Origin of the sequence: Mesorhizobium mediterraneum (assembly GCF_002284565.1) — a bacterium.
Taxonomy (GTDB): Bacteria; Pseudomonadota; Alphaproteobacteria; order Rhizobiales; family Rhizobiaceae; genus Mesorhizobium; species Mesorhizobium mediterraneum.
This window is the reverse complement of record NZ_NPKI01000015.1, coordinates 757,583-780,252: the sequence shown is the minus strand read 5'-3', so window position 1 is coordinate 780,252 and position 22,670 is coordinate 757,583. Positions and strand designations below refer to the sequence as shown.

General features: G+C 63.8%; 23 protein-coding genes. 10 read left to right on the top strand and 13 right to left on the bottom strand.

Annotation, left to right across the window (positions count from 1 at the left end; genetic code table 11):
- Positions 1 to 8: 8 nt before the first annotated feature.
- The 4 genes from CIT25_RS13280 to hemC form a co-directional block, all read right to left on the bottom strand.
- Positions 9 to 1,610 carry a heme biosynthesis protein HemY gene (locus CIT25_RS13280; RefSeq protein ID WP_095484938.1) on the bottom strand — a complete coding sequence of 534 codons (1,602 nt, stop codon included), beginning with the start codon at positions 1,608 to 1,610 and terminating at the stop codon, positions 9 to 11.
- Between the two features lie 10 nt (positions 1,611 to 1,620).
- Positions 1,621 to 3,093 carry a COG4223 family protein gene (locus CIT25_RS13275; protein WP_095484937.1) on the bottom strand — a complete coding sequence of 491 codons (1,473 nt, stop codon included), beginning with the start codon at positions 3,091 to 3,093 and terminating at the stop codon, positions 1,621 to 1,623.
- A 92-nt stretch (positions 3,094 to 3,185) separates the two neighbouring features.
- Positions 3,186 to 3,902 (bottom strand): uroporphyrinogen-III synthase, encoded by a 717-nt coding sequence (locus CIT25_RS13270; protein WP_095484936.1) that lies wholly within the window; start codon positions 3,900 to 3,902, stop codon positions 3,186 to 3,188.
- A gap of 1 nt (position 3,903) precedes the next feature.
- Complete coding sequence (hemC, locus tag CIT25_RS13265) at positions 3,904 to 4,830, bottom strand: hydroxymethylbilane synthase (protein WP_095484935.1); 927 nt, start codon at positions 4,828 to 4,830, stop codon at positions 3,904 to 3,906.
- Positions 4,831 to 4,942: 112 nt separating this feature from the next.
- Here hemC and tsaD point away from each other — a divergent pair, with 112 nt between their 5' ends.
- The 6 genes from tsaD (at position 4,943) to CIT25_RS13235 (ending at position 9,213) form a co-directional block, all read left to right on the top strand.
- Complete coding sequence (gene tsaD / locus CIT25_RS13260) at positions 4,943 to 6,028, top strand: tRNA (adenosine(37)-N6)-threonylcarbamoyltransferase complex transferase subunit TsaD (RefSeq protein ID WP_206072946.1); 1,086 nt, start codon at positions 4,943 to 4,945, stop codon at positions 6,026 to 6,028.
- Entirely contained in the window at positions 6,025 to 7,035 is a 1,011-nt protein-coding gene (locus CIT25_RS13255; RefSeq protein ID WP_095484933.1) for an NAD(P)H-dependent glycerol-3-phosphate dehydrogenase, read from the top strand. The genes tsaD and CIT25_RS13255 overlap by 4 nt, the downstream gene beginning before the upstream one ends.
- A 130-nt stretch (positions 7,036 to 7,165) precedes the next feature.
- A complete protein-coding gene (locus tag CIT25_RS13250; RefSeq protein ID WP_095484932.1) occupies positions 7,166 to 7,462 on the top strand; it encodes a YciI-like protein in 297 nt (98 codons plus the stop codon).
- 126 nt (positions 7,463 to 7,588) lie between these two features.
- Positions 7,589 to 8,014 (top strand): EVE domain-containing protein, encoded by a 426-nt coding sequence (locus CIT25_RS13245; RefSeq protein ID WP_095484931.1) that lies wholly within the window; start codon positions 7,589 to 7,591, stop codon positions 8,012 to 8,014.
- On the top strand, positions 7,969 to 8,667 hold the full coding sequence (locus CIT25_RS13240; RefSeq protein WP_206072937.1) for a class I SAM-dependent methyltransferase: 699 nt from the start codon (positions 7,969 to 7,971) through the stop codon (positions 8,665 to 8,667). The genes CIT25_RS13245 and CIT25_RS13240 overlap by 46 nt, the downstream gene beginning before the upstream one ends.
- 129 nt (positions 8,668 to 8,796) lie before the next feature.
- Positions 8,797 to 9,213, top strand: a complete 417-nt coding sequence (locus CIT25_RS13235; RefSeq protein WP_095484929.1) for a DUF1761 domain-containing protein — start codon at positions 8,797 to 8,799, stop codon at positions 9,211 to 9,213.
- 119 nt (positions 9,214 to 9,332) lie between these two features.
- Here the strand turns inward: CIT25_RS13235 and gcvA are convergent, their stop codons facing one another.
- Positions 9,333 to 10,253 carry a transcriptional regulator GcvA gene (gene gcvA / locus CIT25_RS13230; protein ID WP_095484928.1) on the bottom strand — a complete coding sequence of 307 codons (921 nt, stop codon included), beginning with the start codon at positions 10,251 to 10,253 and terminating at the stop codon, positions 9,333 to 9,335.
- A gap of 163 nt (positions 10,254 to 10,416) precedes the next feature.
- Here gcvA and CIT25_RS13225 point away from each other — a divergent pair, with 163 nt between their 5' ends.
- Positions 10,417 to 10,656, top strand: a complete 240-nt coding sequence (locus CIT25_RS13225; protein ID WP_095484927.1) for a hypothetical protein — start codon at positions 10,417 to 10,419, stop codon at positions 10,654 to 10,656.
- 108 nt (positions 10,657 to 10,764) lie between these two features.
- On the opposite strand, the gene CIT25_RS13220 is transcribed toward CIT25_RS13225, so the two are convergent.
- On the bottom strand, positions 10,765 to 11,298 hold the full coding sequence (locus CIT25_RS13220; protein ID WP_245329832.1) for a L,D-transpeptidase family protein: 534 nt from the start codon (positions 11,296 to 11,298) through the stop codon (positions 10,765 to 10,767).
- Between the two features lie 147 nt (positions 11,299 to 11,445).
- On the opposite strand from CIT25_RS13220, the gene CIT25_RS13215 reads away from it, so the two are divergent.
- Entirely contained in the window at positions 11,446 to 12,129 is a 684-nt protein-coding gene (locus CIT25_RS13215) for a response regulator transcription factor (protein WP_029349304.1), read from the top strand.
- 230 nt (positions 12,130 to 12,359) lie between these two features.
- On the top strand, positions 12,360 to 12,815 hold the full coding sequence (locus CIT25_RS13210; protein WP_095484925.1) for a cyclic nucleotide-binding domain-containing protein: 456 nt from the start codon (positions 12,360 to 12,362) through the stop codon (positions 12,813 to 12,815).
- Positions 12,816 to 12,888: 73 nt separating this feature from the next.
- On the opposite strand, the gene CIT25_RS13205 is transcribed toward CIT25_RS13210, so the two are convergent.
- From CIT25_RS13205 to tesB, 6 genes are all read right to left on the bottom strand, one after another.
- Positions 12,889 to 13,695, bottom strand: a complete 807-nt coding sequence (locus CIT25_RS13205) for an exodeoxyribonuclease III (protein ID WP_095484924.1) — start codon at positions 13,693 to 13,695, stop codon at positions 12,889 to 12,891.
- 288 nt (positions 13,696 to 13,983) lie between these two features.
- The gene (locus CIT25_RS13200; RefSeq protein WP_095484923.1) at positions 13,984 to 14,667 is read right to left on the bottom strand and encodes an outer-membrane lipoprotein carrier protein LolA; all 684 of its coding nucleotides are present in this window, start codon (positions 14,665 to 14,667) and stop codon (positions 13,984 to 13,986) included.
- 166 nt (positions 14,668 to 14,833) lie between these two features.
- On the bottom strand, positions 14,834 to 17,488 hold the full coding sequence (locus tag CIT25_RS13195) for an FtsK/SpoIIIE family DNA translocase (protein ID WP_095484922.1): 2,655 nt from the start codon (positions 17,486 to 17,488) through the stop codon (positions 14,834 to 14,836).
- Positions 17,489 to 17,746: 258 nt separating this feature from the next.
- The gene (locus tag CIT25_RS13190) at positions 17,747 to 19,174 is read right to left on the bottom strand and encodes an ammonium transporter (protein ID WP_095484921.1); all 1,428 of its coding nucleotides are present in this window, start codon (positions 19,172 to 19,174) and stop codon (positions 17,747 to 17,749) included.
- A 31-nt stretch (positions 19,175 to 19,205) separates the two neighbouring features.
- Positions 19,206 to 19,544 (bottom strand): P-II family nitrogen regulator, encoded by a 339-nt coding sequence (locus CIT25_RS13185; protein ID WP_073985197.1) that lies wholly within the window; start codon positions 19,542 to 19,544, stop codon positions 19,206 to 19,208.
- A 220-nt stretch (positions 19,545 to 19,764) separates the two neighbouring features.
- Positions 19,765 to 20,640 (bottom strand): acyl-CoA thioesterase II, encoded by an 876-nt coding sequence (gene tesB / locus CIT25_RS13180; RefSeq protein WP_095485120.1) that lies wholly within the window; start codon positions 20,638 to 20,640, stop codon positions 19,765 to 19,767.
- A 121-nt stretch (positions 20,641 to 20,761) separates the two neighbouring features.
- On the opposite strand from tesB, the gene CIT25_RS13175 reads away from it, so the two are divergent.
- The gene (locus CIT25_RS13175; RefSeq protein WP_095484920.1) at positions 20,762 to 22,024 is read left to right on the top strand and encodes a ubiquinone biosynthesis hydroxylase; all 1,263 of its coding nucleotides are present in this window, start codon (positions 20,762 to 20,764) and stop codon (positions 22,022 to 22,024) included.
- Between the two features lie 46 nt (positions 22,025 to 22,070).
- Here CIT25_RS13175 and CIT25_RS13170 read toward each other — a convergent pair whose 3' ends face one another.
- Positions 22,071 to 22,598, bottom strand: coding sequence for a hypothetical protein (locus CIT25_RS13170; RefSeq protein ID WP_095484919.1), 528 nt, complete (start codon positions 22,596 to 22,598; stop codon positions 22,071 to 22,073).
- Positions 22,599 to 22,670 lie beyond the last annotated feature (72 nt).

Genomic DNA, 22,670 nt, shown 5'->3' with positions numbered 1-22,670 from the left:
CAGCCAAATCAAAACAACCGAAACTTGCGTGGTGATTTTTGGTCTTCGTCGTCCGGATCGACGCCAGGATCGTCGGGCAGCCGGGCCAGTTCCTCCGCCGGTTCGACAGATTCGGCATCCGGCGGCACCGCGGCAAAGGCCGCGGCGGTGACCGGCGCTACCTGGTCTTCGTCACTTTCCGATGCCGTCGCGGTGGTCGGTCTTTCGGCCGAAACAGCGGGGTTCAGCTCGATCACATTTTCCTTTGCCGGCTTGATTGGCGCCGCAATGGTCGGCACCGTGGCATCCGCCGCGTCCTCATTACTGTCGATGAGCTGACCGAGCCGCTCCATCGGTGCCCGCCATTCGAAGGCGTCGAGCCTGCCGGTGATCGGCGACACCGGCGCCCATCGTTCGGAGACGAGGCCGTCGGCAACCCAGGCCGGATCGCGCGGTGCACGCACCGCCTTGGACAGAAGCTGCCGCACCTTGCCCTGATCGCCGGTCTCGGCCTCCTCGATGTCGGCCAGAAGCAGATAGGCGCCTTCGCGGCGATCCATGCGAATGGCTGCCTCGGCCTCCTGGCGGGCGGTCTTGTAATCTTGCGCATCGAGCGCGGCGCGCGCCACCGTCAGCGAGGATTCGGCGTGGTTCTTCTTCATCTCCTGCAGCTTCTTCGCCCGGTTCAGACGGTCGAGGACAGCATCGGCAGGCCGGGCGTGGGTGTAAAGCTCGGCGATCTCCGGATGCGGCTCGGCTTTCCACGCCGCTTCGAGGATCTTCGCGCCCTTGCGCACATCGTTCTGCCTGAACAGCAGTTTGGCTGCGACGACCGCCGCCGGCGCGAAATCCGGCCGCAGTCGATTGGCCTCGAGAGCAGCGGTTTTGGCGGCATTGGGATCGCTGTCGATCAGCGCCTGTGCCTTGGCGGTGAGCAGCACAGCGCGGCGCCGGTTGGCGGCGTCGCGCTCGATCTGGCGCGTCGATTTCTGCGCCTCGACCAATTTCAGCGCGCTGTCCCAGTCGCCGCGCCCGGTCAGGTCTTCCAGCGTCGATTCAGCGGCCCAGGCCAGCTGCGGCGCCATCGCCGCGGCGCGGCCGGCATAGTGGCGCGCCGCGTTGCGATCGCCGAGGCGTTCGGCCTCGAGATAAAGCCCGCGCAGGCCAAGCAGCCGCATTTCGGGATCGTCGAGCATGGTCTCGAACTTTTCGCGGGCGCCCTCGTGGTCGCCTTCGAGCAGAGAGGCTTGCGCCTCCAGCAGCTGGATCAACGGCTCCTGGTCAGAGCGGATCAGCTTTGCCGCTTCCTTGGTCTTCTTGCGGGCGAGTGCTCCGTCACCGGCGCCGGCGGCGATCATGCCGGTCGATAGCGCCTGATAGCCACGGTCGCGGCGGCGCACGCGGAAATAGCGCGAGATGGTGTAGGGGCTGTTCCACAGTGACTTGATCAGCCACCAGACGATCATCACCGCGGCAACCACGGCGACGACCGCCACCGCCGCCACCATCAGGCTGACCTGATACTGATAGCCGCTGAAGGTGACGACCATCTCGCCCGGCCGGTCGGCCAGCCAGGCGAAACCCAGCCCGAGCGCGAAAACGACGGCGAGGAAAAGCAGAATGCGAATCATCGGGTTTTCCTCACGCCTTCATCGCACCAGCGATCAACGCGTCGACCTGTGTCTCGACCTCGATCCGCGCCTTCAGTTTGCCGGCAAAGTCGGCGCCGGCGGCCTTCACCGCCTCGGGCAGTGTATCGTATTCACTGAGCGCCTTGGCGTAGTCGCCCTGGCTGACCGCCACCTCCATGCGCGCGACGGTTTCCGGTGCGCCGGCGCCTTCGACGGCACCGATCGGCCTGACTTTGACCAGTGATTCGGCGCTCGACAAAAGGTTCTGCAGGAAGCCGGCATTCTGGTCGACGGGCTCGGTGGCAGCGACCATGGCATTGGCCGCGGCGGGCACTTCGGCGGCGATCTCGGCACGTGTCGAAACGCCCTTTTCGGCGTAGGGACGCAAGGTTGCGATCTCCGGTGCGCCCGGTGAAATCGCCGCAAACGTTTCGAGCTCGGCGGCGAACGGCGCACCGCCGTCGACTGCTGCCTTCAGCGCCGAAGCGGCGATGGCGAGCGCGATCTTCGGCTGTCCCGCCTGTGCCTCGACCTTGCCGGAAAGCTGCGACACTGACTGTTCCAGCGCCGCAAGCCGGCCTTCCTGCGCCGATGCCGCCTCACCGGCGGATTTCACCGCCGCGTCGAGCCCGGCCAGCTTTTCGTTGAGCGCCCCGAGATCGACCGGCGCCGTATTGCCTGCCTGACCAAGGGCAGCAACAGTCGTCTCGATCTGCCTGACTTTGTCGCCAAGGGCAGCAAGCCCGGCAGTGTCGCCGGCCCCACCCTGCTCGACCGCCGATTTCAGCGCCGCGACATCCGTCTTGACCTGATCCAGGGCCGACGACAACCCGTCCACCTTGGCCGACGCATCATTGTTGCCGGCTGTGTCCTTGAGCCCGGCAATCTCGCTCTTCAGCGAAGCGATTTCGCCATTGACGCCATCGAGCGACACGCCGCCCGAACCCGGCGCGCCGAGCAGGCCGGCAAACTGCAGCCCTCCGGCGGCGGCGAGCGCGATGACGCCGCCGATAATGCCGGCAGCGATGCCGTTGATGCCGCCACGCCTCGGCTGTGCTGCCATGCCTTCATCCCCTGCCTGGGCTTCCTTCGGCGCTTCTTTGGCCCCCATCCCGCTGGCTTTGGCAGATGCGTCGTCGAAGCTGTAGTCGAAGGCCCGTTTCGCCGATGCGTCTGAGCCGGCCGGATAAGTCGGTTTGGGTCCTTCAGGACCTTTGGTGCCGCCCTCTGCCGGCTCTTCCGGACCGGCGGGCGGGGCCGCATCGGCATGTTCCCACGGCTCGATGTCGGTCTGGTCGGCATGCATGGGTTCTTCAGGCGCTCCTGGCTGCGACGCGTTCGCCGCCTCCTCCGCCTTCGCCTCGTCGGTCCGCCCGTTGGCGGCATTCTCGTCGGCAACGCGCGAGACGGCGCCGGGTTCGAGTTCGATGGTCACCGGCTCGCGACGGCTTTTCGAATGCCGCATCTTCGGCGTCTTGACCATGCTTGGGCTCCGCAAAAATTCGCTTCGGGATGGTTCAGAAAGGGTCTAGCACATCACCAAGCGGTGAAAAGGGGCGGCGTGATGACACGGGGTCACCGCCACGTCCGCAAAAGCTCCAGCAACGCCTCCTCGCTGGGCTCCGGCGCAACACGGAGCTTTTCTGAGGCGACAGCCTCCAAGGCTGCGGCGATGCGTCCGGACAGGACGAAAAACCATGTCTCTTCAAAAAGATCACGCAGCGCCGGCCGGCCGGCCAGGGCCTGCATCGCTGTCGCCGCCTTGGCCGAATAAAGAAGCACCGCTTCAACCGGCTGGCCGGACAGGCATGCAAGGATTGCGGCGTCCGAATGGTCCAGGGTGACTGTGTCGTAGGTCTCGATGGCGCGGACGTCGACACAAGCGGCCTTCAGCCGCGCCTCGAACGCCGGAAACCGCACGCGTCCGCACAGATAGATGATCGTCTTTGCCGTGAAGCCGCCGGCAAGCGCATCCGCCAGCGCCTCGGCATCGCCGGGGCCTTCGCTGACGGACAGGAAACCCGCAGCGCGGGCCGCTTCCGCTGTCCTTTTGCCGACGGCATGGCAGGGCAAAGCGGCGAGCGCCGCGACAATTTCCCTCGGCGCATGGCGCACGGCATTGGCGCTGGTGACCGCAACGGCCACGGCATTGTTTGCGACCCCCTCCACGTCGACGGGCAGAGCCACCGTTTCGGTCAATGGCAGCAGGATCGGCTGGAATCCCTGGTCCTCAAGCCGCTGCGCCGTGCGCGAGGCGCCCGGTTCCGGCCTCGTCACCAGCACGCGAACCATGTCAGGCCCAGCCGTCGAAGAATTTTTCGCCGGCCTTGGCCCGCACGGTCCTAGCAGCTTCGTTGCCGATGCGGGCGGCATCTTGCGCCGGGCCTTCCGCCTTGACCTCATGGGATTGCGTGCCGTCCGGCGAGATGATCAGCCCGGCGAAGAAGACCGTTCCGTCTGATATCGTCGCATGGCCGGCGATCGGCGTTCGGCATGACCCGTCGAGCGCCGCCAGGAAGGCGCGCTCGCAGGCCAGCGCCTGTCCGGTCGGCAAATCATGGATCGCCGTCAGCATCCTTTCCACGTCGCGGTCGCCGATGCGGCTTTCGATGCAGATCGCGCCTTGCCCGGGCGCCGGCGGAAAGGTGTCGAGCGGCATCAGGTCGGTGACGACATGCTCCAGGGCAAGCCGCTTCAGCCCGGCATAGGCGAGGATGGTGCCGTCGGCCATGCCCTCGTCGAGCTTGCGCAGCCGCGTCTGCACATTGCCGCGGAACATCACCACGTCGAGGTCCGGCCGCATGCGCCGAATCAATGCCTGGCGCCGCAGCGACGACGAGCCGACCTTCGCGCCCTGCGGCAGTCCGGCGATTGTCTTCGCCGCTTTGCCGACGAAAGCGTCGCGGGCATCCTCGCGCGGCAGGAAGGCGGACAGCTCCAGCCCGTCGGGCAACACCGTCGGCATGTCTTTCGACGAATGCACGGCGATGTCGATACGGCGCGCCAGCAGCGCTTCCTCGATCTCCTTGGTGAACAGCCCTTTGCCGCCGGCTTCCGACAGCGGCCGGTCCTGGATGCGGTCGCCACTGGTCGAGATGACGACCACCTCGAACGCCTCAACCGGCATGCCATGCGCGGCCATCAGCCGCGCCTGCGTTTCATGCGCCTGCGCCAGCGCCAGCGGGCTGCCGCGTGTTCCGATTTTCAAGGTTGTTTGCATGGCGCGCGGTCCGTGATAACCCGGCCAGAACATTTCAGGCGAGGGCTTTGCCGGGCCTTCTCCTACCGGGGAAAGCCCGGTTGTACAATCTTCTAGGGACAGCGACGAATTGATCCGCGTTCTGGGCATTGAGACGAGTTGCGACGAGACCGCCGCCAGCGTGGTGACGCTGGATGGCGGCGGCGCACCCAAAATCCTGTCCGATATCGTGCTCAGCCAGATCGAGGAGCATGCCGCCTTCGGCGGCGTCGTGCCGGAAATCGCCGCACGTGCCCATGTCGAGGCGCTGGACGGCATCATCGAGGCAGCGCTGGCCGATTCGGGCGTCGATCTCGCCGACATCGACGCGATCGCCGCGACCGCCGGCCCCGGCCTCGTCGGCGGGCTGATCGTCGGCCTGATGACGGCGAAAGCCATTGCCGCGGCCGCAAACAAGCCGCTGATCGCCATCAACCACCTCGAAGGCCACGCGCTGACCGCGCGGCTGACAGACGGTCTCGATTTTCCCTACCTGTTGCTGCTGGTGTCCGGCGGTCACACGCAGATCGTCGCCGTGCGTGGCGTCGGCGACTATCAGCGCTGGGCGACAACCATCGACGATGCGCTCGGCGAAGCCTTCGATAAGACGGCCAAGATGCTTGGCCTGCCCTATCCCGGCGGACCGAATGTCGAGAAGGTGGCGGCGACCGGCGACGCCACGCGCTTCGCCTTCCCGCGGCCGATGAAGGGCTCGGCGCAGCCCGATTTCTCCTTTTCCGGGTTGAAGACCGCCGTGCGCCAGGCAGCGACGGCCATCGCCCCATTGAGCGACCAGGACGTCGCCGACATCTGCGCCTCATTCCAGGCGGCAGTGGCGGATGCGCTGGATGATCGTGTTTCGAGAGCGCTGAACCGATTCCGTCAGGAGTTTCCAGGCGAGGCGAAACCTGCGCTCGTTGTCGCCGGCGGTGTCGCTGCCAACCGGACGATCAAGGCGACGCTGGAAGCCTTGTGCGAAAAAGCCGGCTTTGCTTTCGTCGCGCCGCCGCTCAAACTCTGCACCGACAATGCGGCGATGATCGCCTGGGCCGGCATCGAGCGGCTGCGCGCCGGCATCGCGGGTGAAAACACCGCCGATTTCGTGCCGCGCTCGCGCTGGCCGCTGGACAGCATCTCCGCCCCGATGGTCGGCTCGGGCCGGCGTGGAGCCAAGGCATGACCGGCGGCGAGGACAGGGCGCCAAGCGGCTGGCGCGTCGCGGTGCTTGGCGGCGGCGCCTGGGGCACGGCGCTGGCGCTGGCCATGCTGCGAGCCGGTCATTTCGTCCGCCTCTATGCGCGCGACCCGGAGACCGTCGCCGCGATCGACCGTGGCGAAAATCCGCGCTATCTGCCTGGCATCGCGCTCCAGGCCGGCATCGTGGCAACGAGCGACATCGAGGCCGTGCTCGACGGCGCAGACTGCGTGCTGGCGGTGGCGCCGGCGCAGTCGCTGCGCGCCATGCTGGCGACCGCAAAGATCCATATGCCGAAAGACACCCCGCTGGTCCTCTGCGCCAAAGGCATCGAGCGCGACACCGGCGCGCTGCTGTCGGCGATAGTCGAAGAGATTCTGCCTGAAAACCCGGTTGCCGCCCTGTCCGGCCCGAGCTTCGCCACCGACGTTGCCAGGGGCCTGCCGACGGCCGTGGTGGTCGCGGCCCGCAACGAGGGTCTGGCGGCCGATCTTGCCGCCCGCTTCTCCGCGCAGAACCTGCGCTGCTATTCGAGCGACGATCTCATCGGCGTCGAGATCGGTGGCGCGCTGAAGAACGTCTTCGCCATTGCCGCCGGCGCGGTCACCGGCGCCGGGCTCGGCGCCAGCGCCCAGGCCGCCATGGTGACGCGCGGCTTTGTCGAATTGCGTCGCATCGGTGCTGCGTTCGGCGCCAGGCCGGAAACGCTGATGGGGCTTTCCGGCCTCGGCGACCTGCTGCTGACCTGCTCGTCCGCCCAGTCGCGCAATTTCGCCTACGGGCTGGCACTGGGGCAAGGCAAGCCGCTTGCCGGGCTGCCCTTGGCCGAAGGCGTGCCGACGGCAGCGATCGCCGCCCGCATCGCCGCCGAGCGTCGGATCGACGCGCCAATCATCACCGCCGTCGCCGCCATACTGGACGGCACGATCACCATTCGCCAGGCTGTGTCGGCGCTGATGACAAGGCCGCTGAAGACCGAAACCGATGTTTAGAGCGACGTGCGTCCGCTTGGACGCACAAAGTACGCTCTAACAACTTTGAACCTGCGCATCGTGCTTTCCGAAAATCGATTCCGATTTTCGGGCCGATGCGATAAATCTCGAACAATCCGGAGATCGAAAAATGCTGTTTGCGTTGATTTGCAAGGACAAGCCTGAAAACCTGCAGGTGCGGCTCGATACGCGGCCCGAGCATATTGCCTTCCTGGAAGGATTGAACGGCGAGAAGAAGCTGGCCTTCGCCGGTCCGTTCCTCGACGCCGACGGCAAGCCGAACGGCAGCCTCGTCGTGGTCGAGGCGCCCGATCTGGCCGCGGCAGAGGCCCTGTCGGCGGCAGACCCCTACGCCAAGGCCGGGCTGTTCGAAAGCGTCGAAATCAGGCAATGGAACTGGACCTTCAACAAGCCGGCGAGCGCATGACCCCGAAAATCGGAATCGATTTTCGCTGGGGATCATGCGCAAATCAAAGTGCTGCAGCGTCCTTTGCGCGTCTGAGAGACGCGCGGCGCTGTAGCTGATTTCCAGCCTTCAGGAGGAGCAAAAACGATGAACTACTGGCTGTTCAAATCGGAACCCTCGGTCTTCTCCTTTGAAGCGCTGAAGGCGAAGGGCAAGGCCGGCACGCAATGGGACGGCGTGCGCAACTATGCGGCGCGCAACAACATGAAGGCGATGCAGATCGGCGATCTCGGCTTCTTCTACCATTCCAATGACGGGCTCGACGTGGTCGGCATCGCCGAGGTCTGCGGGCTGGCCCATCAGGACAGCACTACCGACGATCCGCGTTGGGAATGCGTTGATATCCGTGCCGTCAAGGATATGCCGAAGCCGGTGACGCTGGAACAGGTCAAGGCCAATCCCAAGCTTGCCGAGATGGCACTGGTCCGGCTCGGACGGCTTTCCGTGCAGCCGGTGACGCCGGCCGAATGGAAAGAGGTCTGCCGCATGGGCGACCTGACGCCGGCTCCGTGACGGCACTGACGCCAAACAGTGCGAAAAACTTCATCCTCGACAACACGGCGCTGATGGCGCCGCCGCATGTGCCGGAGATCCTGCTGCATCTGGCCGACGAGGCGCACGATCTGTGGCAGCGGACCGAGGACGAACTGGCCGAAATCGGCCTGCCGCCGCCCTTCTGGGCCTTCGCCTGGGCCGGCGGCCAAGGCCTTGCCCGCTATATCCTCGACAATCCGTCCGATGTGCACGGCAAGCGCGTGCTCGACTTCGCCTCCGGTTCCGGCCTTGTCGCCATTGCGGCAGTGAAGGCCGGCGCGGCAGAGGTGATCGCTGCCGACATCGACCCGTTCTGCGCGACCGCGATCCGCCTCAATGCCGAGGCCAATGATGTCCGGATCAAATTCCTCGGCTCGGACTGCATCGGAACCGATGCGGACTGGGATGTGGTTCTGGCCGGCGACGTCTTCTACGACAGATCCTTTGCCGACAGGCTGATGCCGTGGTTCGCAGCACTGAAGTCGCGCGGCGCCGACATCCTCGTTGGCGATCCCGGCCGCTCTTATCTGCCGAAGACCGGGTTGGAGCCGCTCGCCGCCTACGAAGTGGCGGTGACCCGGGCGCTGGAAGATTCCCTGGTCAAGCGCACGACCGTCTGGCGGTTTGCTTGACGGCACCGCCGAACAGGCGCTCCATCATGCATCGATTTTGAGAATGTCGTTGTCCCAGAACCGCTGGGCACCCTCGGGTCAGGCCCGAGGGCAGGCTTTTGGGCGACATGCTTCCGGGGGAGGGAAATCATGGATTTTTCAGCAGTGAACTGGCTGGCGGTGATCATCGCCGCCGTGGTGGCGTGGTTGTTCGGCGCGGCCTGGTACATGGGCTTGAGCAAGCCCTGGCTCAAGGCCGCCAAGCTTGATCCGGCGACCATGAGCAAATCGGCGTTGCCCTTCGTCATCAGCTTCATCGCGGAACTTGTCATGGCGTTCGTCATGTCCCTGGTCATCGGAGCAATGACCGGCGGCGAGCCGAGCCTCATTGCCGGGCTGGTCTTCGGCTTCGTTCTCTGGCTGGGATTCGTCGCCACGACGCTTTCCGTCAATCATCGTTACGAGGGTTTCGGCTGGGACCTGACCATCATAGACTGCGGCCACTGGCTTGGTGTGCTGCTTATCATTGGCGCGGTGATCGGCTGGTTCGGCGCGGCGGCGGCTTGAGCTGGAGCAATTCCAGGAAAAGTGTGCAACGGTTTTCCGTCCGGAATTGCGCAAAAAACAAACAGCTAGAGCGGTTCAGCGATTCTCTTAATCGCTGAACCGCTCTAAGGATCCGATCGTCAGGTTGGCGTCTTCGCGACTTCGTCGAGAAGCCATTCGCGAAAAGCGACGATGCGCGGGTCGTGCGCCGCGCTTTTTGGGTAGACCAGGAAATAGGCGAATTCGGGCGCAACCTTGATGCCCAGTTCGAACGGTCGCACCAGCCTGCCCTCGGAAAGGTCGTTTGCCACCATGGCGAAATCGGCGAGCGCGACGGCATTGCCGTCGAGCGCAGCCTGAACGACATCCGAGGACGTGCCGAAGACCATCGTTCGGCTGTCGTCGAAATCGTCGACGCCCGCCGCTGCCATCCACATGCGCCAATTCGGCCATGTCACACCCTGGCGCGCCCACTCGATGTGGGCAAGCGTGTGGTGAAACAGGTCGCGCGGCTCCTTCAGCGGCGGCCCCGCCCGCAGCAACGCCGGGCTGCAGACAGGAATGATGACGTTTTCGAACAGCCGGTCGGCGCAAAGTCCCGGATATTTCCCGGCGCCGAAGCGGATGCCGATATCGACATCATCGAGATCGAAGTCGCGCACCTCATAGCTGATGTCGAAGCGGAGCTCGATGTCGGGCTGATGCTTGCGAAACCCGTCGACGCGCCGCATCAGCCATTTTGTCGCGAACTGTGCGTCGAGAGTGACTTTCAGCAGCGCCGTTCCACGCGCCACCTTGTGCGCCCGTGAGACGGCCCGGCCAAGCAGGTCGAGCGCGTCGGTAGCGGCCTCGAACAGCACCGCGCCCGCCTCGGTCAGCCGGATGGTGCGGCTGGTGCGCGTGAACAGCACGATGCCGAGCTGATCCTCGATTTCCTTGATCTGGTGGCTGACCGCGGCCGGCGTCAGACCGAGCTCGTCTGCGGCGCGGGTGAAATTGAGGTGCCGGGCCGCCGCTTCCAGCGTCCTCAGTGCACGGGTTCCAGGCAGCAGGCGCGCCATCACAGTAGGACGAGGAGACGTCGGTCGAGCATTTCCAATCCTCAAAGAAAACTTGAAGATGCTGAGAAAACTACTCGTTTCTCGTTTTAATTTCAATCCGGCATGATGCGATTATCGAAATAACAGCAAACCGGATTTGATGTCCGGAGAAGCGGATTGCACCATGTCCCACATTGTCTTGAGCTCTGCAACCATCCGCCCGGCCTGGGTGCGCGCGGTGTTTGATTGGTTCCGCCATGCAAAAATCGCGGTCAACCTTCCGCAGGAGAACATCGAGGATCTTCCGGATCGCCAATTGCGCGACATCGGCGCCGAACGAAAGGATGTCGCACGTGTGATGGACAGGGAACTCGGTCGGCTCGGTCTTCTCGACATCGGCTGGCAGAGGCCGCGGAAGCAGTAGGGCAGTAGGGCAGTAGGGCAGTAGGAAATCGCCAATAGATATGCGCCGGACTGCGCCACCCTTACTTTCGCTATTCCCCTACTCCCTTACTGCCCTATTCCCCTACCTCTACCTCACCACTCTCACCACCGTGCGGTCCGACAGCAGCGGCAACAGCCGGGCCATCGTGCGTGCCGTCACCGCGACGCAGCCTTGCGTCGGCGTGAAGCCGGGGCGCGCCAGGTGAAAGAAGATCGCGCTGCCGCGCCCGCGGCGGCGCGGCGCAATGTTCCAGTCCAGCACCAGGCAGGCGTCGTAGAGCCGGTCGGCGCGCAGCATCCGCTCGTGGCTGGCACCATAAGGAATCCTGACCGGGCGGTTATAGTTGCGGTCCTCAGGCACCTCGCACCAGCCGAGATCTGGGCCGATCGGCGCCATCGCCAGCCGGGTTTTGCGGCCCTCGGAAAAATGATCGTTACGGAAATATCCCGACAGTATCCGCATTGAACCAAGTGGCGTGGCGCCGTCGCCTTCGCGCTTGCCGGCCGATATGCCGCCGCGTCCCAGCGCACATGAAAACACCAGTTTGCCAGCCTGCAGGAACCCCTGGCTGGCGTGGCCGGGCCTGGCGCGCACCGTGAGAACACGGAGCCCTTTTCGCAAAAATGCGCTCGCCTCATTGCACGCGCGTTTTTTCTTGTATGATCGTGCCACGGAACAAATCACTGTGATCGGCTGTTGTGCCGGTCAGCTTCCGCATAAACAGGCAGCGGTCAACTGAATTTTCTTTTCAAAACAACGGATTGATCCATGACTTCACGCACCATTCTGATCGTCGATGACGATGACGACCTGCGCGGCACGCTCGTCGAGCAATTGTCTCTCTATGAGGAATTCGACGTCCTGCAGGAATCAACCGCCGCCAAAGGCGTCGCCACGGCCCGCGGCGGCCTCATCGATCTGCTCATCATGGATGTCGGCCTGCCCGACATGGATGGCCGGGAGGCAGTGAAGATACTGCGCAAGGGCGGCTACAAGTCGCCCATCATCATGCTGACTGGACACGACACCGATTCCGACACGATTCTCGGCCTCGAAGCCGGCGCCAACGACTATGTGACCAAGCCGTTCCGCTTCGCTGTTCTCTTAGCCCGCATTCGTGCGCAGCTTCGCCAGCATGAGCAGAGCGAAGACGCCACCTTTTCGGTCGGCCCGTACACTTTCAAGCCCAGCCAGAAGCTTTTGATCGACCAGCGCGGCGCCAAGGTGCGGCTGACCGAAAAGGAGGCCTCGATCATCAAGTATCTCTACCGCGCCGACCAGAAGGTGGTGACGCGCGACGTGCTGCTCGAGGAAGTGTGGGGCTACAATTCCGGCGTCACCACGCACACGCTGGAAACCCATGTCTATCGGCTGCGCCAGAAGATCGAGCGCGATCCTTCCAATGCGGAAATTCTTGTGACAGAAAGCGGCGGCTACAAGCTGGTTCCTTAAACATTTAATTATCCAATGAGCGGTCGGGGCGGGGCCGCTTTCGGGTACGATCCTGAGACTGGAGGTGGTTCTGGATCGGACTCGCTGATGCATCGGCCCAAAAATCGGAATCGATTTTTTGGAAAGCACGGTGCGTCGATTTCAAGCGTTTAGAGCGTCCTTTGCGCATCCAAAGGGACGCTCGGCGCCCTAAGGGAGGGATTGGACTGACCGTTCGGGGACATAGCTAGATGGCGTTGGATGACGACATCCGCATCCTGTCCACCGTGAGGCTCTTCGAGGGCTTCACGGACGAACAGTTGCGTCTGCTCGCCTTTGGCGCGGAAACCACAAGGCTGCGGGCCGACCACAAGCTTTACCGCGAGGACGACGAGGCCGATTGCGCCTATATCGTGGTCAGCGGGCGCATCGTGCTGTATCGCGAGCAGAATGGCGACCGCGTCCCGATAGGCACGGCCGGCCCCGGCACGACGCTCAGCGAACTGGCGCTGATCGCCGACACCAACCGGCTGACCAGCGCATCCGCCGAGATCGATTCGGAAGTGCTGCGGCTCAGCCGCAAGATGTTCCGCCGCATCCTGGAGGAATATCCCGATATCGCGGTCCATCTGCACCAGCGCATTTCCGAGGATTTTCAGGCAATGATCCGCCGCATCGAAGAGCTGGCGTCGCGCTTCGACAGTTGAGTGAGCAACGGTAGTACGGAACTTCTGAAACGCCGGCGGGACAGAGGGGACGCGCTACAGGCGGCAGTCCGCACTACTCTAAATCGAAGCGCGCGATCACCGGCACATGGTCCGACGGCCGTTCCCAGCCGCGCGCCAGCCGCAGGATCTCATAGCCGGCAAAGCTCGACACCAGATTGGGCGACGACCAGACATGGTCGAGCCGCCGGCCGCGATTCGACGCTTCCCAGTCCTGCGCGCGATAGCTCCACCAGGTGTAGAGCTTCTGCTCATAAGGCACGTTGAGCCGCATCAGGTCGACCCAGTCGCCGGCGAGCCGCATCGCCTCGAAATTTTCCGTCTCGACCGGCGTATGGCTCACCACTTTCAAGAGCTGCTTGTGCGACCAGACATCGTGCTCGAGCGGCGCGATGTTGAGGTCGCCGACCAGGATCGAGCCGGAGACCTCGTTATGCTCGGCGCGGATGGCGTTCATTTCGGCGACGAAATCCAGCTTGTGCCTGAACTTGCGGTTGATCTCAGGATCGGGCTCGTCGCCGCCGGCCGGAACGTAGAAATTGTGCAGCAGGATCGCCTTGCCGCCGGCCCGCACGGTGACCGACAGATGCCGGCAATCCTCGATCTCGCAGAACCGACGCTTTTCGACGATCTCGATCGGCCGCCGGGCCACCGTCGCCACGCCGTGATAGCCCTTCTGGCCGTGGAGGGCGATGTGTTCGTAGCCGAGCTTGCGGAACGCCTTCTCGGGAAACAGCTCGTCCGGAACTTTGGTTTCCTGCAGGCAGAGCACATCCGGCGCCTGTTCCCTAAGCAGGCGTTCGACGATCGGCATGCGCAGGCGGACGGAATTGATGTTCCAAGTGGCGATGGAAAAGGGCATGCACAGGATCCGGGGCAGCACATGGCCGCCAGAGGCAAACACCTTTGGCGAGTCATGCGCCCATGAGAGAGTCGGGCCAGAACCTGCCAGCCGCGAGCTTCAAAAACAAGCCGGGCCGCGCTCGAAGCGCTGCCCGGGCTGGCACCAGGGTTCGCTGAGATTCAGGTCAGGCCGAGTCGAGAATGGCGGATTCCGAGAACCGGAGCGGAGCGTACTCAAAGTACGTGAGCACCGGAAGCGCAGGAAACCGCCGTTCGCAGGCCGGCCTCACCTGAATAACAGCGGACCCTACCGCGACTTGGTGTTCAGTTCCCGGTTAGCCGTATAGTCGATGGCAAAAGTGTCGGGGGCAAAGCTTACGCCTTCCCTGACGTTGAAGATCATCACCGTCGTGTCCTTGCCTTGCGCGTCGGTGATCGTCCACTGGCGCAATTCGTAGGATTTCGGATCGAACATCATGGTGATCTTCGAGCTGCCGAACACGGATTTGTCGGCAAGCTGGATGGTGGTGACGTCGTTCTCTTCCTTGACGCTTTTGACGCGACCGCCGGAGAGGTCGATCTTGGTGTCGAGGAGCAGCTTGAGCGGCGTCTTCGACAACGGGTAGAGATCGGACGTTTTCAGCCGCTTGTTGAGGATGACCACCGACCTGCCGTCGGAAATCACCCTGAAATTCGACGTCCCGTCATAGTTGAAGCGGATCTTGCCCGGCCGTTCCAGAAAGAACTTGCCGCCGGTCTGCTCGCCCTTGGGTCCGAACTGCACGAACTCGCCGGCCATCGATTTGACCGAGGAAAAATGGTCGGCGATCTTCTGCGCGGTGGGTGGCACCGCCGCTTGCGCCGACGCCAGCAACTGGACCCCGGGCACGACATTGATGGCCGCAGCACCTGCCAGGACCAGGCCGAGGCCAAGCAACTGGCGGCGGGTCGGGGCAAAATCGCTGATCGTGGCGAAAGAAGAGTTTTTCATGCCGGTCACTCTCGTCTGGTTTATCTGTTGTCGCAGTGTTTGGCCCCCCAGTTGGGCTTAAGTTTGGCGGGCGAACAGCGCTTGGTCGTTGCAACGCGCCAAAAGGTTCAAAGTTGCCGCCCGTCAAGGTTGTGGCGGGCAGGTCTGCCAGTTGTTGCCGGCCTGATCAGAACTTGTCGTCCTCCGTCGGCACCAGAATCTCGCGTTTTCCGGCATGGTTGGCCGGGCCGACAATGCCTTCCTTCTCCATCTTCTCGATGATCGAGGCGGCGCGGTTGTAGCCGATGCCGAGCCTGCGCTGGATGTAGCTGGTCGAGGCCTTGCCGTCGCGCAGCACCACCGAAACCGCCTGATCGTAGGGATCGTCGGAATCCTCGAAATTGCCGCTGCCACCGCCGCCGGAGCTACCTTTGCCCGACGGCTCGTCTTCCTCGTCGTCATCCTCGGTGATGGCGTCGAGATATTCCGGCACGCCCTGCAGCTTCAGATGCGCGACGATCTTCTCGACTTCGTCATCGGAAACGAAGGGACCGTGGACGCGCTGGATGCGGCCGCCACCGGCCATGTAAAGCATGTCGCCCATGCCGAGCAGCTGTTCGGCGCCCTGCTCGCCCAGGATGGTGCGGCTGTCGATCTTCGACGTCACCTGGAAGGAAATGCGGGTCGGGAAGTTGGCCTTGATCGTGCCGGTGATGACGTCGACCGACGGCCGCTGTGTCGCCATGATGACGTGGATGCCGGCGGCACGCGCCATCTGCGCCAGGCGCTGCACTGCGCCTTCGATGTCCTTGCCGGCGACCATCATCAGGTCGGCCATCTCATCGATGATGACGACGATGTAGGGCATCGGCTCGAGATCGAGGTTTTCCGTCTCATAAATGGCTTCGCCGGTCTGCCGGTCGAAACCGGTCTGCACGGTGCGCGAGATCTTCTCGCCTTTCTTCTCCGCCTGCTGCACCCGCGCATTGAAACCGTCGATGTTGCGGACGCCGACCTTCGACATCTTGCGGTAGCGGTCCTCCATCTCGCGCACGGTCCATTTCAGCGCCACCACCGCCTTCTTCGGGTCGGTGACGACAGGCGTCAAAAGATGCGGGATGCCGTCATAGACCGAGAGCTCCAGCATTTTCGGATCGATCATGATCAGTCGGCAGTCCTGAGGCGTCAGCCGGTAGAGCAGCGACAGGATCATGGTGTTGATGGCGACCGACTTGCCCGAACCGGTGGTGCCGGCGACCAGCACGTGCGGCATCTTGGCGATGTCGACGATGACCGCTTCGCCATTGATGGTCTTGCCGAGCGCCAGTGCCAGCTTGGCTTTGGTGGTCTCGAAATCGCGGCTGGCCATGATCTCCCTGAGATAGACGGTCTCGCGCTTGGCGTTCGGCAGCTCGATGCCGATGGCGTTGCGGCCGGGCACCACGGCGACGCGGCAGGCGATCGCGCTCATCGAGCGGGCGATGTCGTCGGACAGGCCGATGACCCGCGACGATTTGATGCCGGGCGCCGGCTCCAGCTCATAAAGCGTGACGACCGGACCGGGACGGACATGGATGATCTCGCCCTTGACGCCGAAATCCTCCAGCACGCCCTCGAGCAAGCGGGCATTCTGCTCCAGCGCGTCCTTGGACAGGCTGGCGTCGCGCACGACGTTCTTCGGCTCGGACAGGAAATGCAGCGACGGCATTTCGAATGTTTCGGAGCCGATCAGCGACGTCTGCGCTTCGCGCTGGACACGAGCGCCCGGAACGGGCCGGGGCGCCGGCGCCTCGACGCGTGTGGCCGCATCGGAGCGGAACGGCTGCACCTTCGCATTGGGCGCGGCGCGGCGCTGGCCCGCGGGCTCCGGCGCAAAATCCATGGCGTCGTCCTCGTCGAAGACATCGGCATCGTCGGGATCGAGCGAGGCACTGCGGTCGTTGACCAGCGCGGCGAAGAATTCCGGCTCGACGCGGGCGCGGCCATCCGGGCTCATCCGCGCTTCGGCGAACTCGGCCGATTCGACCCTCTCGGCAGCGCGGCGCCAGGCGCTGGCGCGCGGTTCCATCTCCGGTTCGAAATCGTCGCGTTCCCGGCGGCGAGCGGCGCGGCGGCGGAGATAGGCGCGCAACGACAGCCACCAATGGGTGATCGCGCCAAGCGCCAGAATGCCCTCGTCGCCTTCATCCTCGTCATTGTCGAAAAGCAGGTCGTCCTGATCCCGGGAATCAGGTGCGGCCTGTTGCTCGAGGACGGCGAAACCGTTCTTGCGTGCAATCAGCGCCGAGCCATAGGCAAACAGCCACAGTGCCGGCGCCGCCAGAAGCACGGCGAGCACGCTGGCGATGAGACCGGTCGGGTAGCCGCCGACGAAGAAACCGGGAATGTTGAGCACCATGTCGCCGAACACGCCGCCGAGACCGGTCGGCAGCGGCCAGGTCTTGGGCGGCACCACGCAGCCGGCCATGGCCGCGGCAAGCACCGCGTAGCCGAACCAGGCGAGCCCGCGCTTCGGCAGCCTGTCGACGCCGCGCGCCGAAAACAGCAGAAATCCCCAGACCACTGCCGGCACCAGCGCCGCGACCGCGGCAAGGCCGAAGAACTGCATGGCAAGGTCGGAGAAGACAGCGCCCACATAGCCCATGGCGTTGGTGACGATGTTATCGGTGGCGTGGGAGAAGCTTGGGTCGGCTACGTTCCAGGTGGCGAGGCTGGCGATACCGAAGGCGACCAGCGCAAACAGGCCGGCGCCGACCAGCCGGCCGACCTGCCGCCGCGCGAATGCCCCGATGCCGTGCCCCGTATCGGCCAGCGCGAGCGGTGCTGAAGCCCCTGAACGCATGCTCTTCCCCGTCTGTCATTGCCCGGCCGGACGCGTGCGCGCAGCTCGGCAGATTCGGGCACCAGACTATCGGCGGGAAGGTTAAGGCAGCATTAACTATAAGGGATTGGGGGAAGTATCTTGCGGCGGGTATCTGGCACGGCATCTGCGCGCAAAAAAGAGGCCCGGAAACGTTCCGGGCCTCAATGCGTGAGCCCTTCTGGAGCGTCACGACGGGATGGGAGGATGCGGGGCGGCCAAGGCCGCCCTAGACAAGGCTTACGGGTGATAGGCCGCTTCGCCGTGCGAGGTGAGGTCGAGCCCTTCACGTTCTGCATCGGCTGTCGGACGCAGGCCCACGATCATATCGACGATCTTGTAGAGGATCGCGCTGCCGATGCCCGACCACAGGACGGTTACCAGGACACCCTTGAACTGCGACCACAGCTGGGTGGCCGTGCCGGCATAGCCGGCGGCGAAGTCGGCTGTCGAATAATCGACGACGCCGGCGCCGCCAAGGGCGGGATTGACCAGGATGCCGGTGCCGAGCGCGCCGATGATGCCGCCGATGCAGTGGATGCCGAAGACATCAAGGCTATCGTCGTAGCCGAACTTGTTCTTCACGACCGAGACGAAGAAGTAGCAGACGCAGGTGGCGACGATGCCGAGCACGATGACGCCCATCGGTCCGGCAAAACCGGCAGCGGGCGTGACGGCGACAAGGCCGGTAACAGCGCCAGAAACCGCGCCGAGCATGGACGCTTTGCCGCGGAGCAGCGTTTCAAGCACGATCCAGGTCACGGCCGCCGCCGCTGTGGCGACGAAGGTGTTGACCATCGCCAGCACCGCGTAGGCGTTGGCTTCGAGGTTCGAACCGGCGTTGAAACCGAACCAGCCGACCCACAGCAGCGAAGCGCCGACCATGGTCAACGTCATCGAGTGCGGCGCCATGACGTCCTTGTTGTAGCCGATGCGCTTGCCGACCATCAGCGCGCCGACAAGGCCGGCGATGCCCGCATTGATGTGAACGACGGTGCCGCCGGCGAAGTCGATGGCGCCGAAGCTGAAGATGAGCCCTGACGGGTCGCTATAAGCGCTCGGGCCACCCCAGAACCAGACCATATGCGCGATCGGGAAGTAGACGAACGTGACCCAGAGGATGGTGAAAAGGATCACGGCGGAGAACTTGATGCGTTCGGCGAAGGCGCCGACGATCAGGGCGGGCGTGATGCAGGCGAAGCTCATCTGGAAGATGACGAACACCAGCTCAGGAATGGCGACGCCCTTGGTGAAGGTTTCCGACAGCGTCGTCACGTCGACGCCGGCGAGAAACATCTTGGAAAGGCCGCCGATGAAGGCATTGCCGGGGGTGAAGGCAAGGCTGTAGCCGTAGAAAACCCAGACGATCATGACCACGCTGGTGATGGTGAAAACCTGCATCAGCACCGACAGCATATTCTTGGCGCGAACCAGGCCGCCGTAGAAAAGTGCAAGGCCGGGAATGGTCATCAACAGCACCAGAATGGTGGAAATCATCATCCACGTCGTGTCGCCCTTGTCGACGGTAAAGGCCGGCACCGCTGGCGCTGCCGGTGCGGCCGGAGCTGCTTCCTGCGCAAATGCGGCAATCGTGCCTAAGGCTCCAAGTGTGAACGCGCCCAGCAGCGCGGTGCGCGCCGCGGACTTCAAAGTAGAAGGAATATTCATTGAACTCTCCATTGGAATACGTGTCCGCAGCTCAAAGCGCGTCGGTGTCTGTTTCGCCGGTGCGAATGCGCACCGCCTGGTCGATGCCGAAAACGAAGATCTTGCCGTCGCCGATCTGTCCGGTCTTGGCCGCCGCGGTGATGGCTTCGACGGCCTTGTCGACCATGTCCACGCCGACCGCGACTTCGATCTTGATCTTCGGCAGGAAGCTGACCGCGTATTCCGCCCCGCGATAGATTTCCGTATGTCCCTTCTGACGCCCGTAGCCTTTGACTTCGGTGACGGTCAGGCCCTGGATGCCGACTGCGGTGAGCGCTTCGCGCACCTCGTCGAGCTTGAACGGCTTGATGATTGCCATCACGATTTTCATAAGGTTTCACCCTTTGCTGTTGCGGGTCCCCCGCGTTTATACGACTTCGCCGATCCCCATGAGAGCCGGAGAGTGCCCGCTAGGATTCAAGCTCCGTGCCAATTGCCGAAGCAGGGTGTTAACCTGTTGTTAAATAAGGAATTGGGGAAGGTTTGTCGGCTGACTGTTCATAGTCGCGGCAGCGCAGCTGATTAAAAAGTAGGCAATTTTGGAAATTTGCCTATTCGGCAGGCGACCGCTTCAGCCTGATGAGGCCTTCCTGGGCAACCGAGGCGATCAGCGTGCCGTCGCGGGCAAACAGCGACCCGCGGGTGAACCCCCGCGACCCTTGCGTCGACGGGCTGTCCTGCGTGTAGAGCATCCAGTCGTCGAGCGGATGGCTGCGGTGAAACCACATTGCGTGATCGAGGCTCGCCGCCTGGATGTCGCTGTCGAAAATGGCGCGGCCATGCGCAAAGGTCGAGGTGTCGAGCAGCGTCATATCGGAAAGATAGGCAAGCACGGCCGCCTGCGTGGCGCGATCGGCCGGAACCGGACCGGTCGTGCGGATCCAGATGTTCTGCTTCGGCTCCAGCTTTTCCCGGCTGGTGTAATGCTCCAGCATCACCGGTTTCATCTCGATCGGCCGGTCACGCTCCCAGTAGCGCCTGATGCCGTCTGGGACGGCCTCGCCGAACTTGCCGATCAATTCGCGCTGCGACAGCAATGTGTCGGGCGCCGGCACGTCCTGCGGCATCGGCACCTGATGCTCGAGCCCGACTTCGTCCTGCTGGAACGAGGCTTCCAGCGAAAAGATCGCCTGGCCGTGCTGGACCGCCACGACACGCCGCGTGGTGAAGGAGCCGCCATCGCGGATGCGGTCGACCTGGTAGATGATCGGCACCTTGGTGTCGCCGGGCCGCATGAAATAGCCATGCAGCGAATGCACGTGGCGTTCGGGCTCCACCGTTCGCTGGGCGGCGACCAGCGCCTGGGCGATGGTCTGGCCGCCGAAGATACGCTGCCAGTCGAGCTTGGGGCTGCGACCACGGTACAGGTTGTGTTCCAGCTGCTCGAGGTCGAGAATGCTGAGAAGCTCGTCCATGGCCGCCGTCATGTTTCGCGCCCTGTCGTTTTGATTTCGAACTTCGTCCAGCCGCAGAAGTGTTATGGCGGTTTCCGACAGGAATGACGGGCAGTCAAGGCCGGAAAGAAATTTGGCCGGAAAGGAATTTGCCATGGTGGACCGCAAGGCGGATGCAAAAAACCGAACTTCGCTCGACATTCTGGTTGCCGGCGCCGGCTACGTCGGCCTTGCCGCCGCCGTGTCGTTGAAACAGGCGCGGCCGAGCCTCGCCGTCGCTGTCGTCGACGCCGCGCCCGCCGGCGTCTGGCAAAAGGACGGCCGCGCCTCGGCCATCGCCGCTGCCGCTTGCCGCATGCTCGACCAGCTCGGCGTCTGGGCCGAAATCGCGCCGGAGGCGCAGGCGATCACCGAAATGATCGTCACCGATTCGCGCACTTCCGATCCGGTGCGCCCGGTGTTTCTCACCTTCGATGGCGAAGTCGCACCCGGCGAAGCCTTTGCGCATATGGTCGCCAACAGGGATTTGAACGGCGCCTTGCGCCGGCGCGCTGAAAAACTCGGCATCGACATCATCGAAGGCGTCGCAGTCAGTGCCTTCGACGTCAACGGCGCCGGTATCACCGTGCATCTTGCCGACGGCGCGACGCTGAAGGCGCGGCTGCTGATCGCTGCCGACGGCGTCAACTCGAAGCTGCGCGACATGGCCGGCATCAAGACGGTGAAATGGGAGTATGGCCAGTCCGGCATCGTCTGCACCGTCGCGCATGAACGGCCCCACAATGGCCGCGCCGAGGAGCACTTCTTGCCGGCCGGCCCCTTCGCCACGCTGCCGCTCAAGCCGGACAAGGACGGGACCAACCGCTCGTCGATCGTCTGGGTCGAGCGCTCGGAAGATGCCGAAAAACTGGTCGCCGGCGACGATCTCGTCTTCGAGCATGAGCTGGAACAGCGCTTTGGCCTAAAGCTCGGCGAAATCCATGTCGCCGACAAGCCACGCGCTTGGCCGCTCGGCCTGACGCTTGCCCGCGCCTTCGTCGCGCCGCGTATTGCGCTCGCCGGCGACGCCGCCCATGGCATCCATCCAATCGCCGGCCAGGGCCTCAATCTCGGCTTCAAGGACGTGGCGGCACTGGCTGAAGTGGTGGTCGAGGCCGACCGGCTCGGCCAGGATATTGGCGCGCTCGACGTTCTCGAACGCTACCAGCAGTGGCGGCGCTTCGACACGCTGCAAATGGGCATCACCACCGATGTCCTGAACCGGCTGTTTTCCAATGACATCGGCCCGCTGCGCGCCGTCCGCGACGTCGGCCTCGGCCTCGTCGAACGCATGCCGCGGCTGAAGGATTTCTTTATCCGCCAGGCGTCCGGACTGTCCGGCGACACACCGAAACTGCTCAAGGGCGAGGCGATCTAGCGCCCGGAAGGGGCGGCAAACCATATTGAGCATCAGGCAATTTCGTTCAGTTGACTTCGAAGCCCAGCTTCTGGCGCAGCCGCAGCATCCGCTGATCGGATATCTGCAGGGGCTGCTCACCAGCCTGCGCTGCGCGGTTCATCATCTGCAGCAAATCGTTTCGCTCAGTCACATCCAGGCGCTCGCGCAGAAATGGCGCCAGCTTGTCGATGACGATCGTGGCATCGTCGATCTGTGACGCCGCCCATTTGGCATAGACCACAGCCTCATCGGTCTTCTTCTCGTCCGCAATCTCCGAAATCACCGATCGAATGGCAGCTTCGCGCTGCGGCAGGACAGGGCCGTTCTCGGAGACGATCGCAGTGATCAGCGTCGCGGCCGCCACGACCGGATCGTCGATCGCCGTCAGCGGTGAGAGCGCCGCCTGGTTACGCAGTCTCTTGCGCCGAATGTTCCCTTGCACCCGCCCGACGACGTCCGCGACCTCGCGCGCCGCATCGTTCATAGCCTTCATCCGGTACCACCAGAATGCTGCCGCGCCCAACACGCCAAGGATAGCAATCAAGAACGGCATGCAGAAATCCCCCAACCGCAGCGACGATAGGAGAAGTGCTGTCCCGCTTCAACACGCAAAAGTTGCGCCGGC